This window comes from Paenibacillus sp. R14(2021), assembly GCF_019431355.1.
Lineage (GTDB): Bacteria > Bacillota > Bacilli > Paenibacillales > Paenibacillaceae > Paenibacillus_Z.
Genome location: NZ_CP080269.1, coordinates 4,335,001 through 4,361,474, shown reverse-complemented (window position 1 = coordinate 4,361,474; position 26,474 = coordinate 4,335,001). Strand labels below are relative to the sequence as shown.

Below are 26,474 nucleotides of genomic sequence, written 5' to 3'. Positions count from 1 at the left end.
AGCCGTTTGCGGTCAGGGTCATGCCGGACAGACGAAAAACCCGACCGGTTCCGGTCGGGTTTTTGCGTTTGCCGAGGACGAGCAGATATGCGCGCTTGTTCGAAGACAACGCCGCACCGGCCTCCTCTATGGACGGAAGCACCGTTTAAGGGCACTCCCGACATTCCCGAGCTTCTTCGCGGGAACGGTTAGGAACGTTTACGTAGTGGTACCCGCGTTTTTCGCACCGGTTTTCAAGCCATTGTTTGCGTCCGGCAATACAGGAAGTTCTCTCTGGCTGTGAATCATCGGAGACTTGCACTGCGCGCAGGTCGGTACATCTTCAAAGGAATAGCTGATCCTCATCCAACCGTTGCAGTCTTCCTTCGTACACGACCATATTGTCGTCATTTCAGTTGGATAATTCTCCATGGGTCTCTTACGGGAATAATACATCAGCGCGTCCTCCCCCTTTTATTGGACTTTCAAAAAAAAGTCACCTATCGAAAAAGGCGGCGTCGCAACCCTTTCAATATGTGACGTGACGTCTCATATACGAGACTTTAAGTATACCATAATTTTGACGAATTTGCGAAGCCAACCTTTGGAAGCAGGTTAACGCACGGTGGCGCCTTTCTTTTGCGCAATGATTTCGTCGATTTCGCTCTTCAGCAGCAGATAACGATGAACGCTTCTCATGATGGGAACTTTGGTCAGGTTGTTTTTTTCCACGTATTGCTTCATATGATCCTTGGAGAGACCGAGCGATTGACCCGCTTCCGTTACGGTCAACACCACTTCGTTGCTTGTTGCGTTAAACGTTTCTTTCACCTTCAGATTCCAGTCCTTAAACGCTTGCATATCAGGTACCACGCTCGTTTCTATTTGATCCGTACGTTGATTATACCATGAATCCAAGCCATTCCCCCAAAAAAAACGGCTGCTTGCGGCGAACAAAGTTATTAAACGCTGCCGCAGCTCATAATTTAGTTAGGTCGGGACAGGATCGTTACGGAAAGGAAGTTGACCGCATGGTGCTTTATAAAAAAATGAAAATCGACGGCTTGCATATTTTCTTTCGCGAAGCGGGTTCTCCGAGTCATCCCGCCATTATCCTGCTTCATGGATTTCCAAGCTCTTCCCATATGTTCAGAGACTTGATTCCGCTGCTCGCGGACCGGTTCCACGTCATCGCTCCGGACTACCCCGGTTATGGCAGCAGCAGCATGCCGACAACCCAAGAATTCGCGTATACCTTCGAGAACATCTCGATAATCATGGAGAAGCTGATCGCCGGGCTCGGTATTGCTCGCTATTTCTTGTACATGCATGATTACGGAGGCCCGGTCGGATTCAGGCTGGCGATTCGCCATCCGCAGCGCGTGCTTGGTTTTGTCATACAGAATGCAGTCGCAGATGAATGCGGACTCGGCAAGCCGTTCGACCTCTTCAAGGCGCTGTGGGCGGATCCGAACCCGGTAACGGAAGCGGCGTTCGCCCAGCTGGTTACGTACGATTTTACCAAGAAGCAGTATCTGACCGGCGTATGCCAGCCTTACCTGATCAGCCCGGATGGTTATAATATGGACCAATTTTTCCTGGACCGCCCCGGCAACAGTGAAATCCAGCTCGCGCTCGGCTACGATTATCGAACAAACGTCGAGCAATATCCCGCCTGGCAGCAGTACATGCGGACTTATCAGCCTCCTACGCTCGTCGCCTGGGGTAAAAACGATTTTATTTTCACGTTGGAAGGCGCGCTCGCTTTTAGCCGAGACTTGAAGGTCATTGAAACGTGTTTCTTGTGCGGCGGGCATTTCGTGCTGGAGGAACAAAGCCGGCATGTCGCGGAGCTGATCAAGCGTTTCTTCGGGCACGTATAGGGTTGGAAATAAGGAACATGCGGCATGCCGTTTCGCTTCTGAATCGTCAGTTGTAGCCGGTCAGTACCATGCCGGGCAGGGCTTCTTCACCGCTGCCGGATGCAGTGTCCAGCCGCAGCACATCGTAGAAGCCCCTAACGAAATACCGGTGGAGGCCAAGCGTCTGACGACCGAGCCTCACGACTTCCGTAACCATCTTGGCGCTCGCCTCTTTCCCGTTCGACTGCCCCTGCCGATCGAAGTCCATCTGATTGCTGTGCAGCAGGAAGTAAATGCTGCCCTTATGCACCAACAATTCGCCAATGTCCGCAAAGCTTTGCCGGAACACGGTCCTCGCTTCATTCCGCTTCAGATCGATGCCGAGAACCCGATAGCCTTGCACCAGATAGATGGTTCCTGCCGCTTCATCCATCACCCATGAATTCTCGCCTTGCGGGGTGCTGGCATAGATGCCGTCCGGCTGGACACGCGGGTAAGCCAGCGTGCTGATCCGATGGCCCTGCCTGTCGAACCGCTCCATGCGCCGGTCCAGCAGCACCAGTACTTCGTCTTGATAAGGAATAATGCGCGCATGTGCCCTTGCGTTCTCGTTCATGCCCAAATAGAAGGACCGATACGTCTGCTTCCCTTCATCGTACTGGTACAGCCAGTCTAGAACCACATACCAGGTCAGCCCGCTCTTCGCATCCCGGTACCACTGCTGCGGCAGGAAGTCGGATGCAACCTTCTTCTTGCTGCGCGTAGACACATAAGGCTGCGCTGCTCTGTCCTTCAGCTTCAACGCCGAATCGACCGACAAACTCCGGTCCATGGAAGCCACCTGCAGCTACCCTCCCTTGACCGTCAGCCGGTAAGGCGTTGGCACGGCAAGCTCAGCCTCGACCTCGAGCTTATCATTCAGCTTCACCACGCGCGAGGCTTCCGTGTCCGCGACATACCAAGCATCCTTCCAGCGGACGAAGTCGCGCGCGCCATGACCGCCGGCGGCTTCTCCGATTTGAACGGCAAGGGTAATCGGCATATCTCCGATGGCCTTCAACGCGCCGTCCTTAAACGAATAGAAATGGTTGTCGATCAGCACGTACCACTGGGGTCCCCATTTACGAAACGCCTTGGCATAGCCGTAGTCTTCTTCGCGGTAAGCCTTATCCAAGGCTTCCATAAGCTTCTCCGGAATCGGCGCGTTCGTATTCAGTCCCTCGAAGCTCCATGCCGGAATCTGATGGCTCACGGTATTCGGGCTCCACGGCGGCCGGGTCGTTTGCTTGGTCGTAAGCTCCGCGAAATCCGGAAGCGAAGACGACCAGAGCTCTTCCGGCTTGGCATTCTCGGCATGGATCAGGTCATACCACGAAATCGATTGCTTAACGCCGTTAATCCCATACGTCAATAGCGTACCTTCGGTAGACAGCAGCTTCGCTCCTTCGGTCGAGAACGCGATACGCCGCGGCGGATCGTCCCGTTCCTCCCGTCCTGCAACCTTCTCCTCGTATTGAATTGCTTCGAGCTTGCCCGAGGATACATGCGTGAACGTAAAGGCATTCAGCGCCTTCCAATCCTCTTGCCACATCCCTGGCGGCGCCGGGAGCAAGACAAGATCATTGGGATGTGACAGCCATTCCGCGCCCGCTTCATCCCGAAGCAGTGCCGTTAACTGCGGCGGGTCCTCCAGCTGGGGCATCAGCTTCACATCCACCAACTCAAGCCCCCTGTAGCGCCTGACCCAATAGGGCTTCCCATCGTACAGAACGACGCTGTCCTTATCTTTGAAAGCATAGATCACCCTGTCTCCCGGCAGTCGGTAAACCTTGAGGACCGAGAGCGCGTATACATCCGGTTCCAGCTGATTTGCCCATTCGGCATCCAGCCGCCCGCTGAATGCGGTCGAACGGCCGCTGGACGTATCAAATACCAGCTCGACATAATCGCTGCCGCTGCGCGCTTTTACGAAGAACAGGCACGGGTCTTCGACAAGACCGACAGCGAGCACCTCGCGCGGTCCGAAGAGCTCACTTTCCTCGTACAGAACAGCTGGTGCTGCGCCAGTCTGCACGATAAGCCAAACGCCAGACAGCTGCGACTCCCCTGCATCCGCCTCTGGAAGCTGCGCAGCGATCATTAACTCATCCCCATTCAGCCAAGCACGGCAGGGAAGCGCGGTTTTCCAATCGTGAAGCACCTGCTTGGCGGTTCCGTCCTTCGTATAGTAGAGCTGATAGTTCTGCACGTAGATCATTCGCTGCTCTTCCTGCCACAACACCTGCGGTTCGTTCGCCCCCATCTTGCATGCCGGGCTCAAGGCATCTTCATGAGGTGCTGCGGGAGGTGAGTTTACTTCGGCCTGAGGAGGCGTAAAGTTAGCAGCAGTCGATGCAGCTGCGGAGGAAAGAGGCGGCGGGGACGGCGCAGCTGCCGGTGCGGATGGAGGAGATGCATGGGAAGGAGGATGCACGGATTCCCTTTGCCCCCATGCAAGGTGAATGACCGCGATCAGCAGGAGCGGAGCCAACACAGCGACACTAATTATCCATGATCGTTTATGAGGTTTCATCATAGCCGCCCTTCTATACCATCCCTAATTACTACAACTATTCGACGCATGTATATGGAAAAAGTTTCAATAAATGGACGGGGTGTTACAGAAAATACGTGAGACGAGCACGCAAAAAATCCCCCGTCGAACGACGGGGGATTAGCTGCAAGCATATAGGCCCGGTGGGGGTCGAACCCACAACCTACCGGTTAAGAGCCGGTTGCTCTGCCATTGAGCTACGGACCTGCAATAAAGTTAGTTATACACTATATGGACAATGATTGCAACCGGCAATACATGTAAGGTTGAAATATCGCGCTATTATGTGGCAAAAAAACGCCGAAGGCAGCTGCGTTTCAACGAGAAATTTCGCCTGCGATTTCTCACTTACGGCATTATATCGGCAGCGCCGCATGCTGCCCAAGCAGAGCGACCTTGCTCACCGGTCACTATCCATCCCTGCACGGCGTCAGCCAGACGACCGGGGTTGCCAAGGAAGCGTTTGATTCCGATATGTTTTGGCTTGGCAGAAACACCCTGCCGACGATGGGCAATTATTTTCGCGAGGCCGGCTACCGGACATACTACAAAGGAAAGTGGCATATCTCGCAAGCGGATATCACCGTTCCCGGTACGCACCAAGATTTGCCCAGCTACAATCCAGTCAACGGCGTTCCCGATCGTCAGAAGTCGGCTCTGTACAAACATGCTGACCCGCTTGACAGCTACGGCTTCTCCGGATGGATCGGCCCGGAGCCCCACGGGAAGAATCCGCGCAATTCCGCTTCCTCCGCCGCATACGGCGTAAGCGGAAGAGACGTTGTGTATGCTGCGGAGGCCGCTCAGCTGCTAGCCGCGCTCGAACAGCAGAAGCAGAGCGGCCATGCCGCGGCACCATGGCTCATCGTGGCTTCCTTCGTCAATCCGCATGGTATCGTGCTGTACGGCGACCTCACCGAACACCTTCCCGCCTTTCATTTCGATGCGGACGGTACGCCCCCTATCCCTCCCCCGCCGAGCATGAACGAATCGCTGCATACGAAACCGCGCTGCCAAGCAAGCTACCGGCATATCTATCCGCGAGCACTGCAGCAGATTACGAACGAGCCGTTCTACCGCAAGCTCTACTACCGCCTGCAGCGGAAAGCCGACCAAGCCATGCATCGCGTATTCGAGGCGCTTACCCGCTCTTCCATGTACGACAATACCATCGTCATCTTCACCTCGGATCACGGCGATTTACTCGGCGCCCACGGCGGTCTTCACCAGAAATGGTACACCGCTTATGAAGAGGCTCTGCATGTCCCGCTTATCATCCACAGCAAGCGGTTGTTTCCGTCCTACGTAAGCTGTCATGCGCTGACGAGCCATGTCGATCTCTTGCCTACCATGCTGGGGCTCGCCGGTATCGATCTGGGAGCCGTTGAAGAGCGGCTTCGTGCCAAATTCAGCGAAGTCCGCCCTTTCGTCGGCCGAGACTTAACGTCTGCTTTCCTTGGAGGCGCCGCACTTGTTGATGAGCCCATCTATTTCATGACCGACGACGACATCACCCGAGGCCAGCATCAGACGAATACGCTTGGCGTCCCCTATCCTGCCGTCATTCAGCCGAACCATATCGAGACCGTCATCGCCGTTCTGCGTTCGCATGACCGGCAGGAGACGTGGAAGCTCTCCCGATATTTCGATAATCGCGACTTCTGGAGTCAGCCGGGGGCTAAGGACGAGATTGTTCAGCCCGGCCATCCGGCCTCCAGGATGCCAGTCAAATCCGTAAAAACCATCCCCGTCCAAGAAGAGTATGGGCTGTATAACGTCACGGCAGACCACCTCGAGCTTCGAAACCTCGCCCATCCCGCCTTCGCCTCGCCTCAAACGCTGCCTGTCCTGCAGTTGATGATACGGCTGCTGGAAGAGCAGCGGCAGGCGAAGCGGCTGCGTCCGGCAGCCCCTGGCGGCAATTAAGGGGCGGATGGGAATCAAGCCGCACGAGACCTTAGTGGTCTCTAGGTTTCTTTACTCCCTTGTTTGGATTCGACCCCTCCGCCTTCCCGACTAGCTGCTCTAAACGATCTCGGACCGTCTTCGGGAGCGGCACTCCGATCTCGCCCAAATGCTCCATGACCGACAGTCCCTCTCGACCACTATAGAAATAAATCGCCGTCATGCGGAAGAGCGGCATACCTGGCTGATTCCAATCGTCCAGCAGCGAAGCCAGCCCGACAACGAACAGGCAAACCGCCTTGCGAATGCCATTCCAATACAGGACTTCGCTGTTCAGCTTCTTCTGCCGAATAGCACCGAGGATACCTATCGCATAGTCGGACAGCATGAGAACAAGCAGTACCTGAAGCGCCTTATCCCAGCCGCCCAGCCAGCTCGTAATGCAGACGCCGGCCGAAGCCGCTGCCGAGCTCCAGATCGTTTCTTTACCATTACCGGCTGCCGTAATCATGCCGTTCAGCAGTAGGTCTTTGAGTTGATTCATCATTTCTCCTCCTTTGAATAATGGAATAGCGGGACGGGTATACCCGCTCTCTTTCACGAACATCGTAACACATAAACAAGAACACATGTTCTTATTTATGTGCGATTTCTGTCCGCTGTTTGTCCAGAATTCACCAGCCGGCGGCGCTTTCTACTCGCTTAACAGGGAAAAGGACGAGCTGACTGCTCGTCCTTTTCCCTTCAAACCCGATGCAAGCGGGATCAGTCTGATACCTTAATCCCAGTGATAGACTCGTATGCTATAAGCGCTTTTTGCCTCCAGGCATACAGTGTCGAGCGGGAAATACCAAGGTCGTACATCATCGCCGCAGGCGTTTTATCCTGCGTGAACTCCAATCGAAGCAGTCGTCCGTATTCGGGCTTGTACTCCTCCATGACATCGAGCGCCCATTCGATTTCCTTTTTCTTCTTCTCCAGCTCCTGAAGCTCGTTCAAGCGCGCAATTGCCGCATCATCCCCGGTTCGTGCATCCGACATGCCGTTCCCGACCGGATGCCGCTCCAATATTTTAATGCGTGCATTTATACGCTTATAGGCACGAAGCTGATCGATAACAGCTTGTTCCATTTGAATATGTGCGGCTGTTTTCTTGGCATGCTCGCTCATTCCTTTAACATCTCCTTTGATTGTTCAGATTTGATAAATAAATTATCCTCACTGCCATCGTTAAGCAGCACCGCACCAAGAAATGCGTTGACTTACAAAATAAAATTATCTAAACTATTAGATGAGCATCGAAAAGATATTTATTTTATCACTAATACGGGAAGGAAAAGTTTTCCCCACCGGTGACCTTATTATAATGGATAATTAATTTATCTGTAAATTGTCTTTATCATTTCTTTGGAGGTCTTATGATGAGTATGGGGCCATTACTTATACGGCTTCGGGAAGACAAGGGAATCACGCAGTACGAAGTCGCGGATAAACTGGGCATCAAGCGCGCGCGATACAATGCCTGGGAGAATAACATTGCCAAGCCCCGCGTCGAAATGCTGAACCAGCTGGCGAATTTCTACGGCGTCAGCCCGGATTATTTGCTCGGGTTCGAACGGCCTGCCGATATTCCGGCATGGGCAACCGCCAAGGACAAGCGCGACTTTAAGCAGATGCTCGAAGAAGACGAGGAGGTCATGTTCGACGGGGTACCGATCAGCGACATCGGGCGGCAGCGCGTCATGGATGTATTGACCGGCTTGTTCTGGGAAGCGAAGCAAATGAACAAACGAAAAAAAACGAACGCATCCGAAGATTAGTGACGTGAATAGGTGATGCCATGAATGAAATCATATCCAAACTCACCCGGCGCTTCCAATCCAACGATCCCTTTGAAATCGCCGCAGGGCTCGGCATTCATATTCGTTTTGCCGATCTGGGTCCGGGCACGCGAGGCCTCTATTTCAAGAAATTACGCCGCAGATTCATCGTGATTCACGACCAGCTGGACGAGAACTGGCAGCGCTTTGTTTGCGCGCATGAACTGGCTCATGATCGGCTGCACCCCGGCTTCAGCCGCTTCTGGCTGGACGAGCAGTCCTTCTTCAACGTGGGCAAGTACGAGCGCCAAGCGAATAAATTTGCCGTTCGCCTGCTTACGGCCGGCGATGCGCTGGCCAAAGGCGATACGATCGAATCCCTGCTGCAGCGCAATGGGATTCCGGAGGAAATGCAGAAGTATTATTTTTAATGGCCGATGCCGCGGGAGCGGCTTGCCTAATGGTCGCCGACCGTCATAAAATTTTCCATGACTTGTTTAGCAGCCAAGTAGGAAAGGCAACCCTGATAGGAGAAAGATATGAGGAAGCCAAAATACAGGAGGAAATCATGGGAAGATTGGTTCATTTCGAAATTCATGTCGATGACATGGAGCGTGCGAAAGCATTTTATGGCGGCGTATTTGAATGGACCTTTGAGGATTGGAGCAGCTATGCCGGCATGCCTTATTTTGGTGCCGTGACAGGCGATGCCGGCCAGCCTGGCATCAACGGCGCATTGATGCAGCGCCAAGGCGCTTCCCCGGCCCCAGGCCAGGCGATGAATGGTTATGCCTGTACCATGGGCGTGGGAGATTATGATGCCACGGAAGCGAAGATTCTGCGTCTTGGAGGCAAGGTCGCATTACCGAAATACGCTCTTCCCGGCATGGCCTGGCAGGGCTATTACATGGATACGGAAGGAAATGTTTTCGGTATTCACCAGCCGGATGAGAATGCAAAATAGCTGAGCGTAACGTGAAAAACCCGGCCGCTCATGGCCGGGTTTTTCGCATTGGTGACTAAGCAAAGCCGTTCGTCAATTCGGAGCTGCAATTGAATTTGAATTTAACCAGACAGATAATCTGCTCCATCACTTGGGCCAGTACATCCCGACTGAGCGTACGTTTATATTGCAGCGCCCCTTTAATGCAAGACAGAATGGTATACGCCAATAATTCAATATCCTGCGGGCTTTGAAGCATACTACTCCCCTTCGGACACTTTTCCGAAAAAATACTCACTAATATCTTTAATTCCAGCTTGCTTGCTTCCTCTACCTTGTGTTGAATCACTTCAGGCAGGGAAACAAAATCCGATTGCAGCGACGAGATCGGGCATATCCCATTCCCGCTCATCATGATCTGCTTCTCCATGAACTGCTTCATCTTCTCTTCTACAGTCAAGGCTGCGTTGTTAATATGCAGGAAGAAACTTTGCAAGCTTTGCTGCACCCGTTCGGTAATGGCGACTCCTAAATCTTCTTTTTTCTCAAAATAGTAATGAATGCTCGCCTTGGTTATGCCCAGCTTCTTGGACAAATCATCGTAGCTCATGGCCACGTAACCTTTTTCCCGGATTAGCTGCAGGGTCAAATCTAGAATCTCTGTTTTTCGATTCATCATGATTGTTAGTTTAATTTACTCGTATATACGTGTCAAGACGATCTGCCTGCTCCCGCGCAGCGCAAAGAGCTGCCGAGAACATCTCGGCAGCTCTTTGGAGGACCTGTGGGTATTGTTAGTTAATCCGCCCGGATGCTTGAAGCAGATCGTGCAAGACTTTCGCCACGGCTTCGCGCGTCGCCGTGTCGGCTGGACGGAAGTAGTAGCTGCCTTGCGATTCGATGCCCTTCATGAGGCCGGCATCGGTTACGGCGCGAATGCTCTCTTGCGCATAGCCGCTGAACTGCGCGGCATCGGCATACACATGCTTGTCGGATGTACTCGGCGTTTGCAGGCCGATGAGCTTGATCGCTCTCGCCAGCATCACCGTCAAATCTTGACGGGTAATGGCCGCATCCGGCTTAAACTTACCATCCGCCCCTGTGACAAGTCCAGCCGAATAGGCCGTCGTCACGTCGGAAGCGTACCAGCTGCTTGCCTTCACGTCGCTGAACGGACTATTCGCCGCTTGCGCTTGCAGGCCGAGCGCTCTAACGAGCATCGACGCCAATTGCGCGCGCGTCACGTTGGCCTTCGGCGAGTAAGCGTGATCGGACGTGCCGTTCAGCAGGAATTGGTCCGCGAGCGACTGGATATCTTCGCGAGCCCAGGATTTATCGATATCGGTGAAAGAGACATGTCTCGAAGCCGCCGCGTAAGTCGAGAAGCCTGGTCTGCGAACGGTCATGATGGATGCTCCGTCGCTCGTTTTTGTGATTTTGGCCGGCAGCGGATAGGCCTTGCCGCCTTCGAGGTAGAGCGCACCTGCCCCACTCGTATCGATGCCCTTCTCGATCAGGAACGATCTCACTGCAGCTTCGCCGGCTTTCAGCGTTAGCGGCTCGGAATCAGCGCCATGAACGCTGCTTACCTCGAAGACGTAAGGCGTTCCAAGAATAGAAGCGTCTTTCACTTGCTTCGTAAACGCCGATTTGCTGTCGTCATCCTTCTTGATTGTGATGACAAGGTCCGCGCCTTCGGAAACCGAACTCATGGCCGAGAGCGGCAGGGAGACGGATGCATCGTTCCAGGCAAAGACGATCGTGCCTGTAAGTGCCGCTTCCTTCAGCTGCTTCGCCTGCGCGGCCGTGATCGTCACCTTCGCGGAGGAAGCGTCCTTGGAAGCTGCTCCGATCGTCAGAGCAACAGGCGACTTCGCGTCTTTAAGCGCCGCCTGAAGGTCAGCATCCTTAACGGACACGGACAATTGCGTGCCTTCTTGGCTCGATTGTGCCTCGATGGCGATGCCGGTTTGCCCATCCTCGATTACGGATGCGGCGACATCTTTATTGTAGGCCGCGTCGTTTGGCGTGATCGGGAAGCTCGGATACGATCCCGTCGGCGGTGTCGGAACACTGCCTGAATCGCCGCTCACGTAGAACGTTTTAAATGCTGCCGTATCTTCGAGTACATTAAAGTCCTTGTCATATTGAATACCAACAAGCGCTATCTTGTACCGCCCTTCCGGAAGCTGCTCGTTATACTTGTTGCCGTCGTTCAAGAAGATACCAACGTTATAAGAGCCGTCAAATTCCGGAATGATGAAATCCGAAGGAAGCGGATTATAGACGTCCTTCTCTTTATCCAAATCATAATATTCAGCCAAGAAGCCCAGCGCCTGGTCGTTCATATCATAGATCGCGGCGTACATGTAATTGATTTTGCCGGTCGGGAGTGATGCCGTAATGTCGATCGGCGCGTCCTTGGACACGGTCGTGCTGCTGAGTGTCAGGTTCTGAATCGGGAAGTCGTTGTCTTCGGACGATTTGCCGACGTGAATGACGAACGGCAGGTGCAGGGAAGGAATCCCATTGCTCTCGAGCAGCACTTCGCCTTCGTACACGCCGTCCTTCGCCTCTGCGATGGCAGCCGCGGACAGGTTAAACTCCACGATGCCATTCGCGCCTACCGTGATTTGATTGCCGGAAATCCCTCCCAGCTTCGCTGTGATTGCAGCGGGGTCCGGCGTCGGAATCGGATCCGACGGATCCGACGTCACCGACGAATGCATCACGACCTTAGCGTTGTAGGTCACGGACACGTTCGATAGGTTCTTGACGCGCAGCGGCTTACTCTCCGCATTGGCCCCTGGTTTCACCATGCCGAAGCTTACGCTGCTCGCTTCGCTCGGGATGACCGTCGGGTCCATTTTATCGTCGTAAATCGTAATATTGTCCAGGGATTCGATGATGGCGCGCGTATCGATCGCGTTCATCACGTCGACCCGGCCTGCGCCTTGCGAATAAACGTCGTACGGCTTGCCGTTCTCATCGACGATTTCTTCCGCCGTGTTCGCCAGCGCCGCACGGATGTCGGTCGGCGTCCATGTCGGATGCGCCTGCTTAATCAGCAGGGCGAGACCCGCCACATGCGGCGTCGCCATACTCGTGCCGCTCAGCTTGGCGTAAGCCTTGTCGTAGCTCGCATCGGGATTCGCCAATCCGTAGGCAGGTACCGACGAGAAGATCTGCACGCCAGGCGCGCTTAGATCCGGCTTGATGCCGTAGTTGCCGTCCGAGTTCGGGCCTCTGGAGCTGAATTCCGCCATGCGGTCGCCTGCCACCGTCGTTTTCGCGAAGTCGTTCGACATCGTAAATTGCAGCACCTGACCCGGCTGGTTCTTCAGCGCGCGGGCTAGGGAACGGCCCATCTTGCCCGGCATGTCGAATGTCGGGATATAGTCGTAGGTGTCACCGAGGAACGCGATCGGTCCGATTGCACCGTTTCGATCCTTGATGTCATCCGAAAGGTCGACTTCGAAGACATTCGGCGCCACCGCGTTGCCGTTGAAGATGACCGCGGCTTTCGCGCCGTGCTTAGCGGCGTTCTTCACTTTCTCGTCGAAGGTAAGGTTTCCTCGGGAGATGAAGACGATTTTGTCGGCCAGGAACTCTTTTGTTAGACCCTTATACTCGTCATTCGATCCGAGACCGACATAGACGCCCTGAATCGGACCTGTGCCGAACATCTCGTTGAAGTTCTCTTTGTCCGACTCCCAGCCCATCAAGCTGAGGCTGTTATCGTAAGCTTCTGTTCCGACGGCGCTGTGCACCGTTCCCGCCACGCGGATGCTGTTGCTCGTGACCGCACCGACGGAGATTGCCAATTGCGCGGACGCCGGTGAACCCATGGAATAATAATAATGATTGCCTGCGCCGGCATTGCCATTCGCAACGACCGCCACGACGCCCGCCAGTACGGCGTTGTTTACCGCAATAGAGTCGGGAGAGTTGGGATCCTTCTCAAGATCGCTCCCCAAGGAGAGGTTGATGACGTCCATCTTGTCTTCGACGGCATGCTCGATCCCGTCGATGACCTGAGCGGACGTACCGCCTTCCGGCCCTAGCACTTTGTAGGCGTACAGCTTTGCTTCATAGGCGACGCCCTTCTGTACATGCTCAGCCGTATTCGAAGCCGTCCCGGCGATGGTGCCCGATACGTGCGTACCGTGGTGAGATCCTTCGTATTCGCCGTCGGGCAAATCTTCGTACGGATCGTTGTCCTGGTTGATGGCATCGTAGCCGCCATCCTTGACGTAATTGCCGACGAGATCAGGGTGCATGTAGTCAATGCCGGTATCGATAACGCCGACCTTCAAGCCCTTGCCCGTGATCCCCCGCTCCCATGCCTTCGTGACACCGATTTGCTCGAGCGGCACCGTATCGATCGTAGACGAGCCCGCTGCGGCTTGATAGCTGTCAGGCACATCGGCCGGATAGTACCGGATGTTCGGATGAACGGACTTCACGCCGGGCAGCTTGGCGAGCTGCGGGATCTGGTCTGCGCGGATCGTAATTTCCATCCCGTTCAGGACCGTGTTGAAGCGACGATCGACCTTAAACGAAACGCTGCTCGTCTGCGCGCTGCGCACGAAAGCATCCTGCTCGGTCTTAACGGCAGCCTCTGTCGACTCTGCTGCCAGCTTCTTGAAGCCGAGCTGGCCCGCGTACCGCCCAACTGCGGCCGGCTGGCCGCTTAATTGGACAATGACGTTGATTTCGTTCGTGGACTTGATGTTGATGTCCTCGGATACATACACCTCACCCGGAACCGCGCTGGTACTGGCTTCGGGTCCAGCCGCTTGCAGCATGCGGCTTACCGCCTGCAGGTCTTCCTTGGTCACGGATGGTCTTTCTAACGAGACGGCGTGCGCTGCAGGCAAGCTCGGAACGGCAAGGCTCCCGGCGAGCAGCGAGACCGTCGCGAGCGACAATGATTTTTTGAGAAGTGATCGATTCACGTTCAGGTACCCCATTTCGGATCAGATTAATAGCCTCTCGCAGTTAGCTCAAATTCAGGACATCCAAACCGTCGATCGTGACAACACGGCCGCTCGACTTCGGATTGGCCACTCCCGCATGCACGATTTTGATTTTGTGATAACCGGCGGCGAGTTCGCCCGACGTGAAGACTGGCACCTGATAGTGAAGCTTCTCGCTGTACAAATCGACTGGCGTCGGCGTTACCGATCTGCCGTCGATATAGATATTCACCATGCCGCGGTTGCTGTTCGTCGTGGACCAGAGCGTGACCTTCGTGCCCGTGAAACCGAATTCGGCGGAGCTGCCCTGCGTCGTCGTGTAGCTCTCGGAGCCGTCCGGATATTGCTTGCCGAATTTGTACGCCCACGGACCGATGTAGTCCGCGGATCTCACAGTCGGCGAAATTAAGCTGGAGAACGCGAAGGCATCCACGTTAATAGCCTTGACTTGACCCGAGCTGCCTGCGGCACGAATGAGAATGTCGTGATGTCCGTTCGGGAGCACCATTTTGAACACCGACTGCTTCGGCTGCGTCGTCTTGCTGTACAGATTGCCGTACCCCATCGTGAAGCCGTCGATGACGACCTCGGCCATGCCTTGCTTGTCGTTCGTTGTAGCGATCCATTCGAACAAGTTGCCTCTAAAACCGAATTGTACGCTGCCATCTCCGTTGAGCTGCTTGATGGTACCGCCCGAATAGGAGGCATCCGTCAGCGTTGTCCAATCTCCGTCATAGAGCAGCGACGGATCGTTATCCTCGAGCGAGCTCGACGTATTGCTGTACTGCACGTTCAAGGAGTACGTGCCGGCACCGGCGATCGCATAGACGTTGATGTAATATGTGCCCGCCTTATCCGCGCGATATGTGATGGATTCGGCAGACGTGCCCGGCTTCTCGGAATAAGCGACCGCGCCTTCGTTGCTCGCCACCGTTGTCGCGGATGAATCGTAGAGGATGAGATCGAAATCCGTTCCTGCCGCGCCTGTCAGGGAGAAGGTCGCTTCCTCGCCGGCGTTCAGATTGACGGAGTACACGTGATTCGGATCATTCGCTTGATCAAGTCGTCCTGTCACGGACGCATCGATCAGCGACATGCCCGGGATATCCTTGTTCCAGAGCGCGCGGTACGCACTGATCAACTTACCGCTCACCGTATTCATCTTCAGGCTGTCGAGGGATTTACCGCTCGTCATGACGCGTTGCTTAATGTCGACGGCGCTCATGTCTAGATTCTGGCTTTGCACCAGCCCGGCTACACCGGCAGCGTAAGCTGCGGCGTACAGCGTGCCTTGCGAATAGCTATATTTACCGTTGCTGTTCTTCAGGTTGATCGTGGTCATTCCCGGATTATTGCTGATGACCGTGTCGTAGAACAACGCAAAATCCATTAATCTATAGGTTTGACCGTCGTAGATGGTGCCCGGCACGCCCCAACCCTTGAAAATGTATCCGCCTTCCTTGACGATCGTCAATCCAAGCACATCCCGCACGAATGGAGATCTCGGACTTTGGTCAATGGCGTCCTGACCCGTCAGCATCAAGTGTCCGCCGCCGTTCAGGTAAGCCGTCAAGTTGGCCTGGTCTTTGTCGGTAATCAGCTTGGCGCCATTAATGGTCCCCGCCGTCCCAGTGAACCAGATAACGATGTCGTGCCCCTGCAGCTTCTCAAGCGGCGGTCCTTCAGATTTCTCGTCCTGCGTCGTGAAGGTTTCGTACGAATATCCGGCTTTCTGAAGCAGCCCTTCGTAGACCGCCATCGGATCGCTTTCCCAATCTGTCGGTCCGACGCCGCCGCCTATACTGCGCTGACTGTCGTTTACGAGCAGGATGGTCGGCGCGGCGCCGCCTGCAGGCTTGAGGAAATTCATGGCGCGGTCGAACATGTCCTGCCGCTGGCCGGCGTATAGCGGATCGCTAATCGGAATTTCTTCAAACCCGATGCCGTTGTAGTAGGCTTTATAGGTGCCGTTATCGATTTGGGCAGCATAGCCGGCATTAATGTCTGGCACCGTCGAGATAATCAATTCAGACGGCGCGGCGACGTCAACGGACGATTGGCCGATCGCGTTGTTCAAAGCCAAGCTGCCGAGGATATCGACGCCGGTCACCGACAGCATGTTCGGACTCGCGTAGGAAGCCGGATACACGGGATCCAAGTCCGTATTTAAGATCTGACCGAAATTGCCCATGCTTTCGCCCGCCGGAGCGACGAATAACATGTGGGAGGCGTTGATGGCATCCTCGACCAGCTTGCTGCGGTATTTGTACACAATGCCGAGCGTGGCAATCTTGACGCCGTGAGACTCGGCATAGTGGATCGCATTTACGACATCCGTGAAGTAACCGCCATCCGGGGAAACGACCTTGAGCGGCATGACGTTCACATTGGGCGCGACGCCGGCAATGCCTTCACTATTGTTCATCGCTGCGGCGATTTGACCGGTAACCGTTGTACCGTAGAGGTCGCTCAGACCGTCGCTCGTATCGAACAACGTGTTGTCGCCATGAATGAAGTCCCAGCCGTTCACGTCGTCGACGAGACCATTGTCATCATCGTCGATACCGTTACCAGGCGTTTCCTTGTCGTTGGTCCAAATTTGACCAGCCAGATCGGGAACGTCGATTTTGGCACCGTTGCCGATGACCGCTATGGTGACGTCCTTGCTGCCCTGGGTGATTTCCCAGGCTTCCGGCAGGTCCATATCGATATCAGGCGTACCGCCGGGCACTGCACCATCATTAAGCACTTGACCAGTGTTATTCAGAGCCCATTGCTCGTGGAACAGCGGATCGTTCGGTATTATCGGCGAACCGACCGCAGCCGCGGCGCCTGCGGAGGAACCGACCGGGGCATCTGCAGCCGCTCCGGCCGCTTCTTCCGCCGGACGGAACGTCTGCGGATTCAGCGCAGAGGACACCTTGTAATCAGGTTCCGCATAGAGCACGTTCGGATCCTTCAGCAGCTCTTGAATGACGCTATGTACATCGGTGCCGGCCGCGAGCTTCAGCAGCTCCGCATGCGGAACGGACAGCGAGCTGGCGCCAATAATTTGCGTGGAGAGCGACTCGGTAAATGCGGAAGCCGAGTCCGTCCGATATTTCACGATGACACGGTCTGGAGCATACACTGGTGTTTCGGACAACGGGCTTGCGAACGGAGGAAGCGCGGCAGAAGCTTGCTCCGCGGCTTGCGTATTCGAGCTGTTGTGAATTGTAGGATCAACAGCCGCATGCGGCTCGGTCCATTGGCTTTTTCTTATGGGATCGTTTGACTGAGATTCCATGGCTAAAGCAGGTGTTACCACTCCAAATGCAAGCAGCATAGAAAAAAGAGCAGAAGCCATTTTCTTACTTTTTCTAGTCAAGCCTTGTCACCTCTTCACCGAATTAGTTAAATAGGACCGTGAATGAATACCTATTTACCACTTAATAGAATTACATGATTGCGAAGCTATTTCATTCTGTTCCCGCCGTGCTGTACCACCTCTCTATCTATATCTTCCAACTAGTTAATAAGTCTACTGCCTAAATACCTACTTACCAGTTGATAAAATAACGCATCTCTAGCTCGAAGCGGAGCTTGTCGCAAGAACTCGAACCCATGTCACTATTTATGACACGGCTATCCAAATTATGAGAAGATTATATAATCTCTTAATATTTCGAGTCAATAAATATATTATTTTAAACTTTCGTGAAAATAGTATAGCAATTATAAAATTTCGTGTTATATTGTATTACGTATAGATTTTTCATTCCCCTATTTAACCAGTTTTTAGCCCTCTAGAAAATAGCCATATACCTTGTTATCGAAGTCTCTTATTCAGCATCAGCTCCTTCAGAATTGTGTTTATGCATCCCTCTGCGGCGAGCACGGTATGGCCGTCTCATCCCCTTTTTCCTATCTTTTTATCGTATTCATTCACTTAGTGAAGCACAGACTCTATTGGGCTCTATTTAACATGTGATTCTTGCGTATCTCTGACACCAAAATCCGAAATAGATATATCAGAGCGAGCACTAGATTTACGCAGCTGACCATTAGCGGTGAGCCGTTTGCCGTACAACTCCCCTGCCTATATAGGCTATCTCTGATCCGCACAGCCAGCTGGCTCGTTATTTTGTATACGGACGATACTAAGGCAGAGAACGCAAAAACCACATCCTCGAGCGGATGTGGTTTTCATGGTGGAGCCGGACTTACTTCCTATTCGCTACGCTACTTTTTCGGTTTCCCCTGCCCTCTCTGGGCTTTCGGCAATTGCTTTTATGGTTTCATCTTCGATTTTGAACGCGCTTATTTCCTGGTACAGCCTTTGCGATAATTCATTGATGTCGACCGCTTGGCGGGCAATATCGCGAATCGCACCGTCCTGATGCAGACTGGAAGCATTCACTTCCTGAACTGCCGCCGCTGTTTCTTCCGCAATGGATGCTACGTTTTGAACGGCTTCGGCGAGCGTCGCATTTCTAGCCTGGGTCGTATCTGCCTTGTGATGAATTTGCCCGATCTGCCTGCTGATTTCCTGAATCGATTGATCGATTACAGTGAAGGAGAACAGCGTTTCCGATACTTTATGATCCTGTTCCTCCAAGCTTGCTTTCGTTTCCAGCATATGAGTTTGGAACGTTTCCATGCCGGAATGTAATTCGCCGATCATGATACCAATATGTACGGATGACTCCTTTGTTTGCTCCGACAGCTTCCTAACTTCGTCGGAAATCACCGCAAAGCCTTTCCCATAGGTCCCCGCCCGAGCCGCCTCGATAGCCGCGTTCAAAGCGAGAACATTCGTTTGATTCGATACTTCCGTAATGGAATTCGTGATTTTCGAGATTTGGTTCGATAACTCGGTCAGTCTGCTTAAAGCCTCATACACCTTGCCAATCGAATCGCGGGAGAACTCGGAGGCTCTCTTCAATTCGGTAACAGCCGCAGCTCCTTTGCGGGTATTCTGATTGGCCTCATTACTTGTCGTCAGCATAGCTTCGGTATATGCCGTGATCGCATGGATTTCCTGGTTCAGCTCCTGAATCAGTCCGGCGCTTTGTTCCGTTTGCCCAGCCTGCTGCTCTGCGCCTACGGAAATTTCCTGTATGGTCTTTACGATATCTTGGTTCGAATTGGCGGTAATCGAAGAGGATTGTTGAAATGAGCGCGAGTAAGCGGAAAGCGAAGATGCGACGGCAAGCGTTTGCTGAAGCATGTCCCGCACTCTGTTCACCATGTGATCGAAATGATGGCTCAGGCGGCCTAACTCGTCGTTAGAAGAAGAGTTGATCTGATGCCTCAGGTCTCCATCGGCGATCTTCCGCAGCGCCGATTGCAGCTTGTTCACAGGGAGCAAGAAGGAACGGATAAGCAGGAACGCGACCACAATCGTGAATATAAATACGAATACCGCCGCGTACACGGAAATCGACATCGTCTGGTTCAGCAATGCAAAAGAATGGCTCTGCGCCTGCTCGGCATTGTCGGCAGCGGCCGTATATAATTGTTCATTGTCCTTCAGCATCGTTTGGTTCAACGCAATAGCCTTCGTATGCAGCTCGTCGATTTTATCCAGAGCAGCCATGGGATCCAGATCTACATCGTTCATCGTATCCACCAGACCGTCAAAGTAGGCCGTATACGCCTTACCCTGACTTTGCAAGCCTTGCAATTTTTGATAGGAATCCGTATCGGCCGCAAACGTAATCAATGCCATTTCGGCAAACAGCTGTTTTTTCTTCTCTGCAAAAGGATCAACGGCTTCCAAATCGCTTGATTTGGCCAAGTTGGTTTCCAAACCGTTCATTTCTTGCAGCAGCTGCGTGATTTTAGCCACCGTGATACGGTTCTCCATCTCCGCTTTTTGCGTTTCCATCGATACTTCTACCAGCTTCGTTTTATTGCCTTGGTAAAGAGCCGTTCCCGCAAAGAGAAGAGCAATGGCAGCGAAACTTAAAATCAGCTTCCATTTCATCGACAAATATACGACATTTCGCCACATAATGACATCCTCCAATAGGTCTGTTTAACTAGAAGTTTATGACTTGGGTATTAAATGCCTATCATTTTTATGTAACGGAGATGTTAAATATTTCTTCTAGTGGGCAAAGGTCCGATTTGATCGAATTAGATATATTGCCTATGGAGGCCCATGCGCATCGCGGGTTGCTCGTTGATCTAGACAAGCTCGGAGATACCGCGGCAATCGCCAAGACTGGTGTACCGATTAACGACAGCAGCTGGACGTGGAAAGATTTTATGGATGTGGAACAGCAATTGCGGGAAAAGGGGGAGTTCAAGCAGCATTGATGTAGCGCAGTCGGTTGCCGATGCGTCTGCCGACAGCCGCGGATTCCCGATCAACAAGAATGCTTACGACATGCAGGTGGACAAGCTGAAACAATCGGGTACGATCCATGGAGTGGCTGTGTGGACAATGAAAAGCTGGATGTGTTGAAGGGGAATTTAACGGGAGCTGTTCACTGGGTCAGAACGCCTTCGAAAATAAACGAAACGATTATAAATGAAGCCAGAGCCTTCTTCTGCGGGTCAGAACACAACGGGGCAAACGTCAACGCTCATTGCAAACAGAATCGACCTCATTCTGAACGAATAGCCGATGAAAACAGACAGGCCGGGGCAAACCTTAAAGCGTCATGGCCTGTCCGTATCGCGCCAGATACGCTTCCTTCTCTTTATAGTCCGGCATAATACTCCCTACCAATCTCCAGAATGACCGATCGTGATTCATATGCGCAAGATGGCATAGCTCATGAATAATGACGTAATCGATGACCTCGATCGGGGCCATGGCTAGCCGGTAGTTAAACGTTAGCTGCTTCTTCGAGCTGCAGCTTCCCCACTTCGTGCTGGACTCGACAATTTCAATCGATTTAGGCGTTACTTTCAGCTGCTTTTGATATATTAGAATACGTTCCAAAACAACCTTCTTGCAGCTTGCAAAATAAAACTTTTTCAAACGCTGTCTAAGTTCTTCTTCATTCCGTGCCGTTGTATTAATTAAATCACTCAAAAGGCAATATTGCCCCAGGTGGAGGAACTTGCCCTCCTCTTGATAATCCTTCATCTGCAGCGCCTCACGGGCTTTCTCAAGCCGATCCAGTTGTGCCGTAATGGCCTGTCCGTGCTGTCTTACTGCGCGCAAGATCTGCTCGTCGCTTGTACCGTTGGGGGCCTTCACCGTAATGAACCCGTTAGGCTCGATATGGATGGAAAGCTTCTTCCCAGCGCCGTATGCGACATGAACGTCAATGGTTCGCTGCTCAAGTTGAATCTCCATAATCTCCATCTTTTCTTTTGCGTATTAATAAAGCTATTGCGGGATTCTTCAATTCTAACGCTCTGTTTATCAGGCGTCTACCTGGCGGTACGCAGCAACCGTAAACAACAAGAAGCCTTTCATCCGGATGGATAAAAGGCTTCTGTTAAATAGGAAAGCGGGTGATGGGAATCGAACCCACACCATCAGCTTGGGAAGCTGAAGTTCTGCCATTGAACTACACCCGCAATAATAAGGATATGGTCGGGATGACACGATTTGAACATGCGACCCCCTGGTCCCAAACCAGGTGCTCTACCAAGCTGAGCTACATCCCGCGATCGAAAACAAAACATTCAAGGCGCCACCCAGATTCGAACTGGGGGTGAAGCTTTTGCAGAGCTTTGCCTTACCACTTGGCTATGGCGCCATGATGGAGCGGAAGACGGGAATCGAACCCGCGACCCTCGCCTTGGCAAGGCGATGCTCTACCGCTGAGCCACTTCCGCAGATGGTGCGGTCAAGAGGACTCGAACCTCCACGTCATTGCTGACACTAGAACCTGAATCTAGCGCGTCTGCCAATTCCGCCATGACCGCATATGTGATTGATGGTGCGGTTGATGGGACTCGAACCCATACGCCTGGTGGGCACTACCCCCTCAAGATAGCGTGTCTGCCAATTCCACCACAACCGCATAACAAGAAAAGTGAGCCATGTAGGACTCGAACCTACGACACCCTGATTAAAAGTCAGGTGCTCTACCAACTGAGCTAATGGCTCAAATAAATGGCTGGGGATCTAGGATTCGAACCTAGGGAATGACGGAGTCAAAGTCCGTTGCCTTACCGCTTGGCTAATCCCCAACATAAAGCTTTTGGTTTAGTTAATATGGGGCGACCGATGGGAATTGAACCCACGAATGCCGGATCCACAAACCGGTGCGTTAACCACTTCGCCACGATCGCCATATAACAACTAACAACATTCAATTGGCAGGGGCAGCAGGAATTGAACCCACACTAACGGTTTTGGAGACCGCTGTTCTACCCTTAAACTATGCCCCTAGGTAAGAAAAGTGGTGGAGGATGATGGATTCGAACCACCGAACTCAGAGAGAGCAGATTTACAGTCTGCCGTGTTTAGCCACTTCACTAATCCTCCATGATGGTGCCGGCGAGAGGATTCGAACCCCCGACCTACTGATTACAAGTCAGTTGCTCTACCAACTGAGCTACACCGGCAAGTTATTCCATTATTGCTTGTCTAAAATGGTGGCTCGGGACGGAATCGAACCGCCGACACGAGGATTTTCAGTCCTCTGCTCTACCGACTGAGCTACCGAGCCGTACTTGGTTATAATGGCGGAGCCGACGGGATTCGAACCCGCGGTCTCCTGCGTGACAGGCAGGCATGTTGGGCCACTACACCACGGCTCCACATTATAATTCTCGGCTCACACCGAAGGTAATTGGTTGCGGGGGCAGGATTTGAACCTGCGGCCTTCGGGTTATGAGCCCGACGAGCTACCGGGCTGCTCCACCCCGCGTCATTGTAAACATTTATGGTGGAGGCTGACGGGATCGAACCGCCGACCCTCTGCTTGTAAGGCAGATGCTCTCCCAGCTGAGCTAAGCCTCCAGAAAGAAAGATGAAGATGGTGACCCGTAGGGGACTCGAACCCCTGTTACCTCCGTGAAAGGGAGGTGTCTTAACCACTTGACCAACGGGCCTGATCACGATAAAAGTTCTGGCGGAGAGCGAGGGATTCGAACCCTCGATACGCGGTTAACGTATACACGATTTCCAATCGTGCTCCTTCGACCACTCGGACAGCTCTCCAGAAATGGCTCCCCGAACAGGACTCGAACCTGTGACAACTCGATTAACAGTCGAGTGCTCTACCAACTGAGCTATCAGGGAATAGGTTGAACAATCTTGGTGGAGCCAAGCGGGATCGAACCGCTGACCTCCTGCTTGCAAGGCAGGCGCTCTCCCAGCTGAGCTATGGCCCCAAAGGGAATGGTTGGCCTTAGTGGACTCGAACCACCGACCTCACCCTTATCAGGGGTGCGCTCTAACCAGCTGAGCTAAAGGCCAATAAAAAACCCACTACGAGGTGGGTGTACCTTCAATCTATGTAAAGATGACACCCTAAAAACTGAATATGATTTCATGCAAAACAATTAGCTGGTTGTCTCTGTGAAAGACGTTAGGATAAGCCCTCGACCGATTAGTATTCGTCAGCTACATGCATTACTGCACTTCCACCTCGAACCTATCAACCTGGTCGTCTACCAGGGGTCTTACGAATTGGGAAATCTCATCTTGAGGGGGGCTTCACGCTTAGATGCTTTCAGCGCTTATCCCGTCCGCACTTGGCTACCCAGCGGTGCTCCTGGCGGAACAACTGGTACACCAGCGGTGCGTCCATCCCGGTCCTCTCGTACTAAGGACAGCTCCTCTCAAATTTCCTACGCCCACGACAGATAGGGACCGAACTGTCTCACGACGTTCTGAACCCAGCTCGCGTACCGCTTTAATGGGCGAACAGCCCAACCCTTGGGACCTACTTCAGCCCCAGGATGCGATGAGCCGACATCGAGGTGCCAAACCTCCCCGTCGATGTGGACTCTTGGGGGAGATAAGCCTGTTATCCCCAGGGTAGCTTTTATCCGTTGAGCGATGGCCCTTCCATTCGGTACCACCGGATCACTAAGCCCGACTTTCGTCCCTGCTCGACTTGTAGGTCTCGCAGTCAAGCTCCCTTATGCCTTTGCACGCTGCGAATGATTTCCAACCATTCTGAGGGAACCTTTGGGCGCCTCCGTTACATTTTAGGAGGCGACCGCCCCAGTCAAACTGCCCACCTGACACGGTCCCTGTACCGGATTACGGTACCAGGTTAGAACTCCGATACGATCAGGGTGGTATCCCAACGTTGCCTCCACCGAAGCTGGCGCTCCGGCTTCTTAGGCTCCCACCTATCCTGTACAGATCGTACCAAAGTCCAATATCAAGCTGCAGTAAAGCTCCATGGGGTCTTTCCGTCTTGTCGCGGGTAACCTGCATCTTCACAGGTATTAAAATTTCACCGGATCTCTCGTTGAGACAGCGCCCAAGTCGTTACGCCATTCGTGCGGGTCAGAATTTACCTGACAAGGAATTTCGCTACCTTAGGACCGTTATAGTTACGGCCGCCGTTTACTGGGGCTTCGGTTCATAGCTTCGCCTTGCGGCTAACCACTCCCCTTAACCTTCCAGCACCGGGCAGGCGTCAGCCCGTATACTTCGCCTTACGGCTTCGCACAGACCTGTGTTTTTGCTAAACAGTCGCTTGGGCCTTTTCACTGCGGCCCCCTCGGGCTATTCACCCTACCGAGGCACCCCTTCTCCCGAAGTTACGGGGTCATTTTGCCGAGTTCCTTAACGAGAGTTCTTCCGAGCGCCTTAGCATACTCTGCTCGACTACCTGTGTCGGTTTGCGGTACGGGCACCTTCACCTGGCTAGAGGCTTTTCTTGGCAGCCTGAACTCATGACCTTCGCTACTGCAATTTTCGCTCCCCATCACAGCCCAGCCTTATCGATGTGCGGATTTGCCTACACATCAGCCTCACTGCTTGGACGGGCATCCATCAGCCCGCGTCACTATCCTTCTGCGTCACCCCATTGCTCGTAACGGCTTACGGTGGTACAGGAATATCAACCTGTTGTCCTTCGACTACGCCTTTCGGCCTCGCCTTAGGTCCCGACTTACCCTGAGCGGACGAGCCTTCCTCAGGAAACCTTAGTCTTACGGCGGACAAGATTCTCACTTGTCTTTTCGTTACTCATACCGGCATTCTCACTTGAATGCGCTCCACCAGTCCTTACGGTCTGACTTCAACGTACATTCAACGCTCCCCTACCCCTGCAACATAAGTTGCAAGCCATAGCTTCGGTGGTGTGTTTAGCCCCGTTACATTTTCGGCGCAGAGTCACTCGACCAGTGAGCTATTACGCACTCTTTAAATGGTGGCTGCTTCTAAGCCAACATCCTGGTTGTCTTTGCAACTCCACATCCTTTCCCACTTAACACACACTTGGGGACCTTAGCTGATGGTCTGGGCTGTTTCCCTCTTGACAATGGATCTTAGCACTCACTGTCTGACTCCCGGATATAAGTACATGGCATTCGGAGTTTGACTGGACTTGGTAACCCTTGGCGGGCCCCGCACCCAATCAGTGCTCTACCTCCACGACTCTAAATTCCGAGGCTAGCCCTAAAGCTATTTCGGGGAGAACCAGCTATCTCCGAGTTCGATTGGAATTTCTCCGCTACCCCCACCTCATCCCCGCATTTTTCAACATGCGTGGGTTCGGGCCTCCAGTGCGTGTTACCGCACCTTCACCCTGGACAGGGGTAGATCACACGGTTTCGGGTCTACGTCCACATACTCATTCGCCCTATTCAGACTCGCTTTCGCTGCGGCTCCGGCTCTTCACCTTAACCTTGCATGGGAACGTAACTCGCCGGTTCATTCTACAAAAGGCACGCCATCACCCATATAGAGGGCTCTGACTTCTTGTAAGCGCACGGTTTCAGGTTCTGTTTCACTCCGCTTCCGCGGTGCTTTTCACCTTTCCCTCACGGTACTGCTTCGCTATCGGTCGCTAGGGAGTATTTAGCCTTGGCAGATGGTCCTGCCGGATTCCCACGAGGTTTCACGTGTCTCGCGGTACTCAGGATCCGTCTCGGAGAGTGCTGACTTTGGACTACAGGGCTTTTACCTCTTATAGCGGGCCTTTCCAGACCTCTTCGTCTAGCCAACACCTTTGTAACTCCATGTGAGACGTCCTACAACCCCAAGGAGCAAGCTCCTTGGTTTGGGCTAATCCGCGTTCGCTCGCCGCTACTGACGGAATCACTATTGTTTTCTCTTCCTCAGGGTACTTAGATGTTTCAGTTCCCCTGGTGTGCCTCCATGTTACCTATGTATTCAGTAACAGGTGACTGGATATTACTCCAGCCGGGTTTCCCCATTCGGACATCCCCGGATCAAAGCCTGCTTACGGCTCCCCGAGGCATTTCGTTGTTCGCCACGTCCTTCTTCGGCTCCTAGCGCCTAGGCATCCTCCG

17 protein-coding genes, 22 tRNA genes and 1 rRNA gene (1 of these 40 running past the window's edge) are annotated in these 26,474 nt (G+C 53.2%); 6 read left to right on the top strand and 34 right to left on the bottom strand.

The window, feature by feature from the left end:
- Positions 1-198: 198 nt before the first annotated feature.
- Both KXU80_RS20390 and KXU80_RS20385 read right to left on the bottom strand, forming a co-directional pair.
- Complete coding sequence (locus KXU80_RS20390) at positions 199-390, bottom strand: cold-inducible protein YdjO-related protein (RefSeq protein ID WP_308858320.1); 192 nt, start codon at positions 388-390, stop codon at positions 199-201.
- 204 nt (positions 391-594) lie between these two features.
- A complete protein-coding gene (locus tag KXU80_RS20385; RefSeq protein WP_219839137.1) occupies positions 595-840 on the bottom strand; it encodes a helix-turn-helix domain-containing protein in 246 nt (81 codons plus the stop codon).
- 170 nt (positions 841-1,010) lie between these two features.
- On the opposite strand from KXU80_RS20385, the gene KXU80_RS20380 reads away from it, so the two are divergent.
- Positions 1,011-1,862, top strand: coding sequence for an alpha/beta fold hydrolase (locus KXU80_RS20380; protein ID WP_219834972.1), 852 nt, complete (start codon positions 1,011-1,013; stop codon positions 1,860-1,862).
- A 46-nt stretch (positions 1,863-1,908) separates the two neighbouring features.
- On the opposite strand, the gene KXU80_RS20375 is transcribed toward KXU80_RS20380, so the two are convergent.
- The 3 genes from KXU80_RS20375 to KXU80_RS20365 form a co-directional block, all read right to left on the bottom strand.
- Complete coding sequence (locus KXU80_RS20375; RefSeq protein ID WP_219834971.1) at positions 1,909-2,673, bottom strand: hypothetical protein; 765 nt, start codon at positions 2,671-2,673, stop codon at positions 1,909-1,911.
- A gap of 15 nt (positions 2,674-2,688) precedes the next feature.
- Positions 2,689-4,416: a hypothetical protein gene (locus tag KXU80_RS20370; protein WP_219834970.1), complete on the bottom strand. Its 1,728-nt coding sequence runs from the start codon at positions 4,414-4,416 to the stop codon at positions 2,689-2,691.
- Positions 4,417-4,569: 153 nt separating this feature from the next.
- Positions 4,570-4,641: transfer RNA gene (locus tag KXU80_RS20365), tRNA-Lys, on the bottom strand.
- 66 nt (positions 4,642-4,707) lie between these two features.
- Between KXU80_RS20365 and KXU80_RS20360 the strand changes: the two genes are divergently transcribed.
- A complete protein-coding gene (locus KXU80_RS20360; RefSeq protein ID WP_219839136.1) occupies positions 4,708-6,360 on the top strand; it encodes a sulfatase-like hydrolase/transferase in 1,653 nt (550 codons plus the stop codon).
- A 31-nt stretch (positions 6,361-6,391) separates the two neighbouring features.
- Here KXU80_RS20360 and KXU80_RS20355 read toward each other — a convergent pair whose 3' ends face one another.
- Both KXU80_RS20355 and KXU80_RS20350 read right to left on the bottom strand, forming a co-directional pair.
- The gene (locus KXU80_RS20355) at positions 6,392-6,886 is read right to left on the bottom strand and encodes a phage holin family protein (RefSeq protein WP_258171082.1); all 495 of its coding nucleotides are present in this window, start codon (positions 6,884-6,886) and stop codon (positions 6,392-6,394) included.
- A 218-nt stretch (positions 6,887-7,104) separates the two neighbouring features.
- Positions 7,105-7,509, bottom strand: coding sequence for a DUF1492 domain-containing protein (locus KXU80_RS20350; protein WP_219834969.1), 405 nt, complete (start codon positions 7,507-7,509; stop codon positions 7,105-7,107).
- A 257-nt stretch (positions 7,510-7,766) separates the two neighbouring features.
- Here KXU80_RS20350 and KXU80_RS20345 point away from each other — a divergent pair, with 257 nt between their 5' ends.
- From KXU80_RS20345 to KXU80_RS20335, 3 genes are all read left to right on the top strand, one after another.
- Positions 7,767-8,159 (top strand): helix-turn-helix domain-containing protein, encoded by a 393-nt coding sequence (locus tag KXU80_RS20345; protein ID WP_219834968.1) that lies wholly within the window; start codon positions 7,767-7,769, stop codon positions 8,157-8,159.
- Positions 8,160-8,179: 20 nt separating this feature from the next.
- Positions 8,180-8,590: an ImmA/IrrE family metallo-endopeptidase gene (locus tag KXU80_RS20340; protein WP_219834967.1), complete on the top strand. Its 411-nt coding sequence runs from the start codon at positions 8,180-8,182 to the stop codon at positions 8,588-8,590.
- A gap of 137 nt (positions 8,591-8,727) precedes the next feature.
- On the top strand, positions 8,728-9,123 hold the full coding sequence (locus KXU80_RS20335; RefSeq protein WP_219839134.1) for a VOC family protein: 396 nt from the start codon (positions 8,728-8,730) through the stop codon (positions 9,121-9,123).
- A gap of 55 nt (positions 9,124-9,178) precedes the next feature.
- Here KXU80_RS20335 and KXU80_RS20330 read toward each other — a convergent pair whose 3' ends face one another.
- From KXU80_RS20330 to KXU80_RS20315, 4 genes are all read right to left on the bottom strand, one after another.
- Positions 9,179-9,712, bottom strand: coding sequence for a TetR/AcrR family transcriptional regulator (locus KXU80_RS20330; protein ID WP_258171081.1), 534 nt, complete (start codon positions 9,710-9,712; stop codon positions 9,179-9,181).
- Between the two features lie 184 nt (positions 9,713-9,896).
- A complete protein-coding gene (locus tag KXU80_RS28320; protein WP_219834965.1) occupies positions 9,897-14,060 on the bottom strand; it encodes a S8 family serine peptidase in 4,164 nt (1,387 codons plus the stop codon).
- Positions 14,061-14,103: 43 nt separating this feature from the next.
- A complete protein-coding gene (locus KXU80_RS20320; protein ID WP_219834964.1) occupies positions 14,104-17,448 on the bottom strand; it encodes a S8 family serine peptidase in 3,345 nt (1,114 codons plus the stop codon).
- Between the two features lie 849 nt (positions 17,449-18,297).
- Positions 18,298-20,076 carry a methyl-accepting chemotaxis protein gene (locus KXU80_RS20315; RefSeq protein WP_219834963.1) on the bottom strand — a complete coding sequence of 593 codons (1,779 nt, stop codon included), beginning with the start codon at positions 20,074-20,076 and terminating at the stop codon, positions 18,298-18,300.
- Between the two features lie 38 nt (positions 20,077-20,114).
- On the opposite strand from KXU80_RS20315, the gene KXU80_RS20310 reads away from it, so the two are divergent.
- Complete coding sequence (locus KXU80_RS20310) at positions 20,115-20,384, top strand: hypothetical protein (RefSeq protein ID WP_219834962.1); 270 nt, start codon at positions 20,115-20,117, stop codon at positions 20,382-20,384.
- 337 nt (positions 20,385-20,721) lie between these two features.
- Here KXU80_RS20310 and KXU80_RS20305 read toward each other — a convergent pair whose 3' ends face one another.
- From KXU80_RS20305 to KXU80_RS20195, 23 genes are all read right to left on the bottom strand, one after another.
- The gene (locus tag KXU80_RS20305) at positions 20,722-21,375 is read right to left on the bottom strand and encodes a M48 family metallopeptidase (protein ID WP_219834961.1); all 654 of its coding nucleotides are present in this window, start codon (positions 21,373-21,375) and stop codon (positions 20,722-20,724) included.
- A gap of 156 nt (positions 21,376-21,531) precedes the next feature.
- Positions 21,532-21,602 (bottom strand) — tRNA-Gly (locus tag KXU80_RS20300).
- Between the two features lie 13 nt (positions 21,603-21,615).
- Positions 21,616-21,692 (bottom strand) — tRNA-Pro (locus KXU80_RS20295).
- A gap of 21 nt (positions 21,693-21,713) precedes the next feature.
- Positions 21,714-21,784 (bottom strand) — tRNA-Cys (locus KXU80_RS20290).
- Positions 21,785-21,788: 4 nt separating this feature from the next.
- Positions 21,789-21,863, bottom strand: a tRNA-Gly gene (locus KXU80_RS20285).
- Positions 21,864-21,866: 3 nt separating this feature from the next.
- Positions 21,867-21,953, bottom strand: a tRNA-Leu gene (locus KXU80_RS20280).
- A 12-nt stretch (positions 21,954-21,965) separates the two neighbouring features.
- A tRNA-Leu gene (locus KXU80_RS20275) sits at positions 21,966-22,051 on the bottom strand.
- A 13-nt stretch (positions 22,052-22,064) separates the two neighbouring features.
- Positions 22,065-22,137: transfer RNA gene (locus KXU80_RS20270), tRNA-Lys, on the bottom strand.
- Positions 22,138-22,144: 7 nt separating this feature from the next.
- Positions 22,145-22,220 (bottom strand) — tRNA-Gln (locus KXU80_RS20265).
- Between the two features lie 26 nt (positions 22,221-22,246).
- Positions 22,247-22,322 (bottom strand) — tRNA-His (locus KXU80_RS20260).
- A 25-nt stretch (positions 22,323-22,347) separates the two neighbouring features.
- Positions 22,348-22,421, bottom strand: a tRNA-Trp gene (locus tag KXU80_RS20255).
- A gap of 12 nt (positions 22,422-22,433) precedes the next feature.
- Positions 22,434-22,518 (bottom strand) — tRNA-Tyr (locus tag KXU80_RS20250).
- Between the two features lie 4 nt (positions 22,519-22,522).
- Positions 22,523-22,598: transfer RNA gene (locus KXU80_RS20245), tRNA-Thr, on the bottom strand.
- Positions 22,599-22,626: 28 nt separating this feature from the next.
- Positions 22,627-22,702 (bottom strand) — tRNA-Phe (locus KXU80_RS20240).
- A gap of 14 nt (positions 22,703-22,716) precedes the next feature.
- Positions 22,717-22,793: transfer RNA gene (locus KXU80_RS20235), tRNA-Asp, on the bottom strand.
- A 33-nt stretch (positions 22,794-22,826) separates the two neighbouring features.
- Positions 22,827-22,903 (bottom strand) — tRNA-Met (locus KXU80_RS20230).
- A gap of 16 nt (positions 22,904-22,919) precedes the next feature.
- Positions 22,920-22,995, bottom strand: a tRNA-Val gene (locus KXU80_RS20225).
- Positions 22,996-23,012: 17 nt separating this feature from the next.
- Positions 23,013-23,087, bottom strand: a tRNA-Glu gene (locus KXU80_RS20220).
- A gap of 18 nt (positions 23,088-23,105) precedes the next feature.
- Positions 23,106-23,196, bottom strand: a tRNA-Ser gene (locus KXU80_RS20215).
- 5 nt (positions 23,197-23,201) lie between these two features.
- A tRNA-Asn gene (locus tag KXU80_RS20210) sits at positions 23,202-23,277 on the bottom strand.
- 16 nt (positions 23,278-23,293) lie between these two features.
- Positions 23,294-23,369, bottom strand: a tRNA-Ala gene (locus tag KXU80_RS20205).
- A gap of 8 nt (positions 23,370-23,377) precedes the next feature.
- Positions 23,378-23,454 (bottom strand) — tRNA-Ile (locus KXU80_RS20200).
- A gap of 113 nt (positions 23,455-23,567) precedes the next feature.
- Positions 23,568-26,474 (bottom strand): 23S ribosomal RNA (locus KXU80_RS20195); it runs 21 nt beyond the window's last position.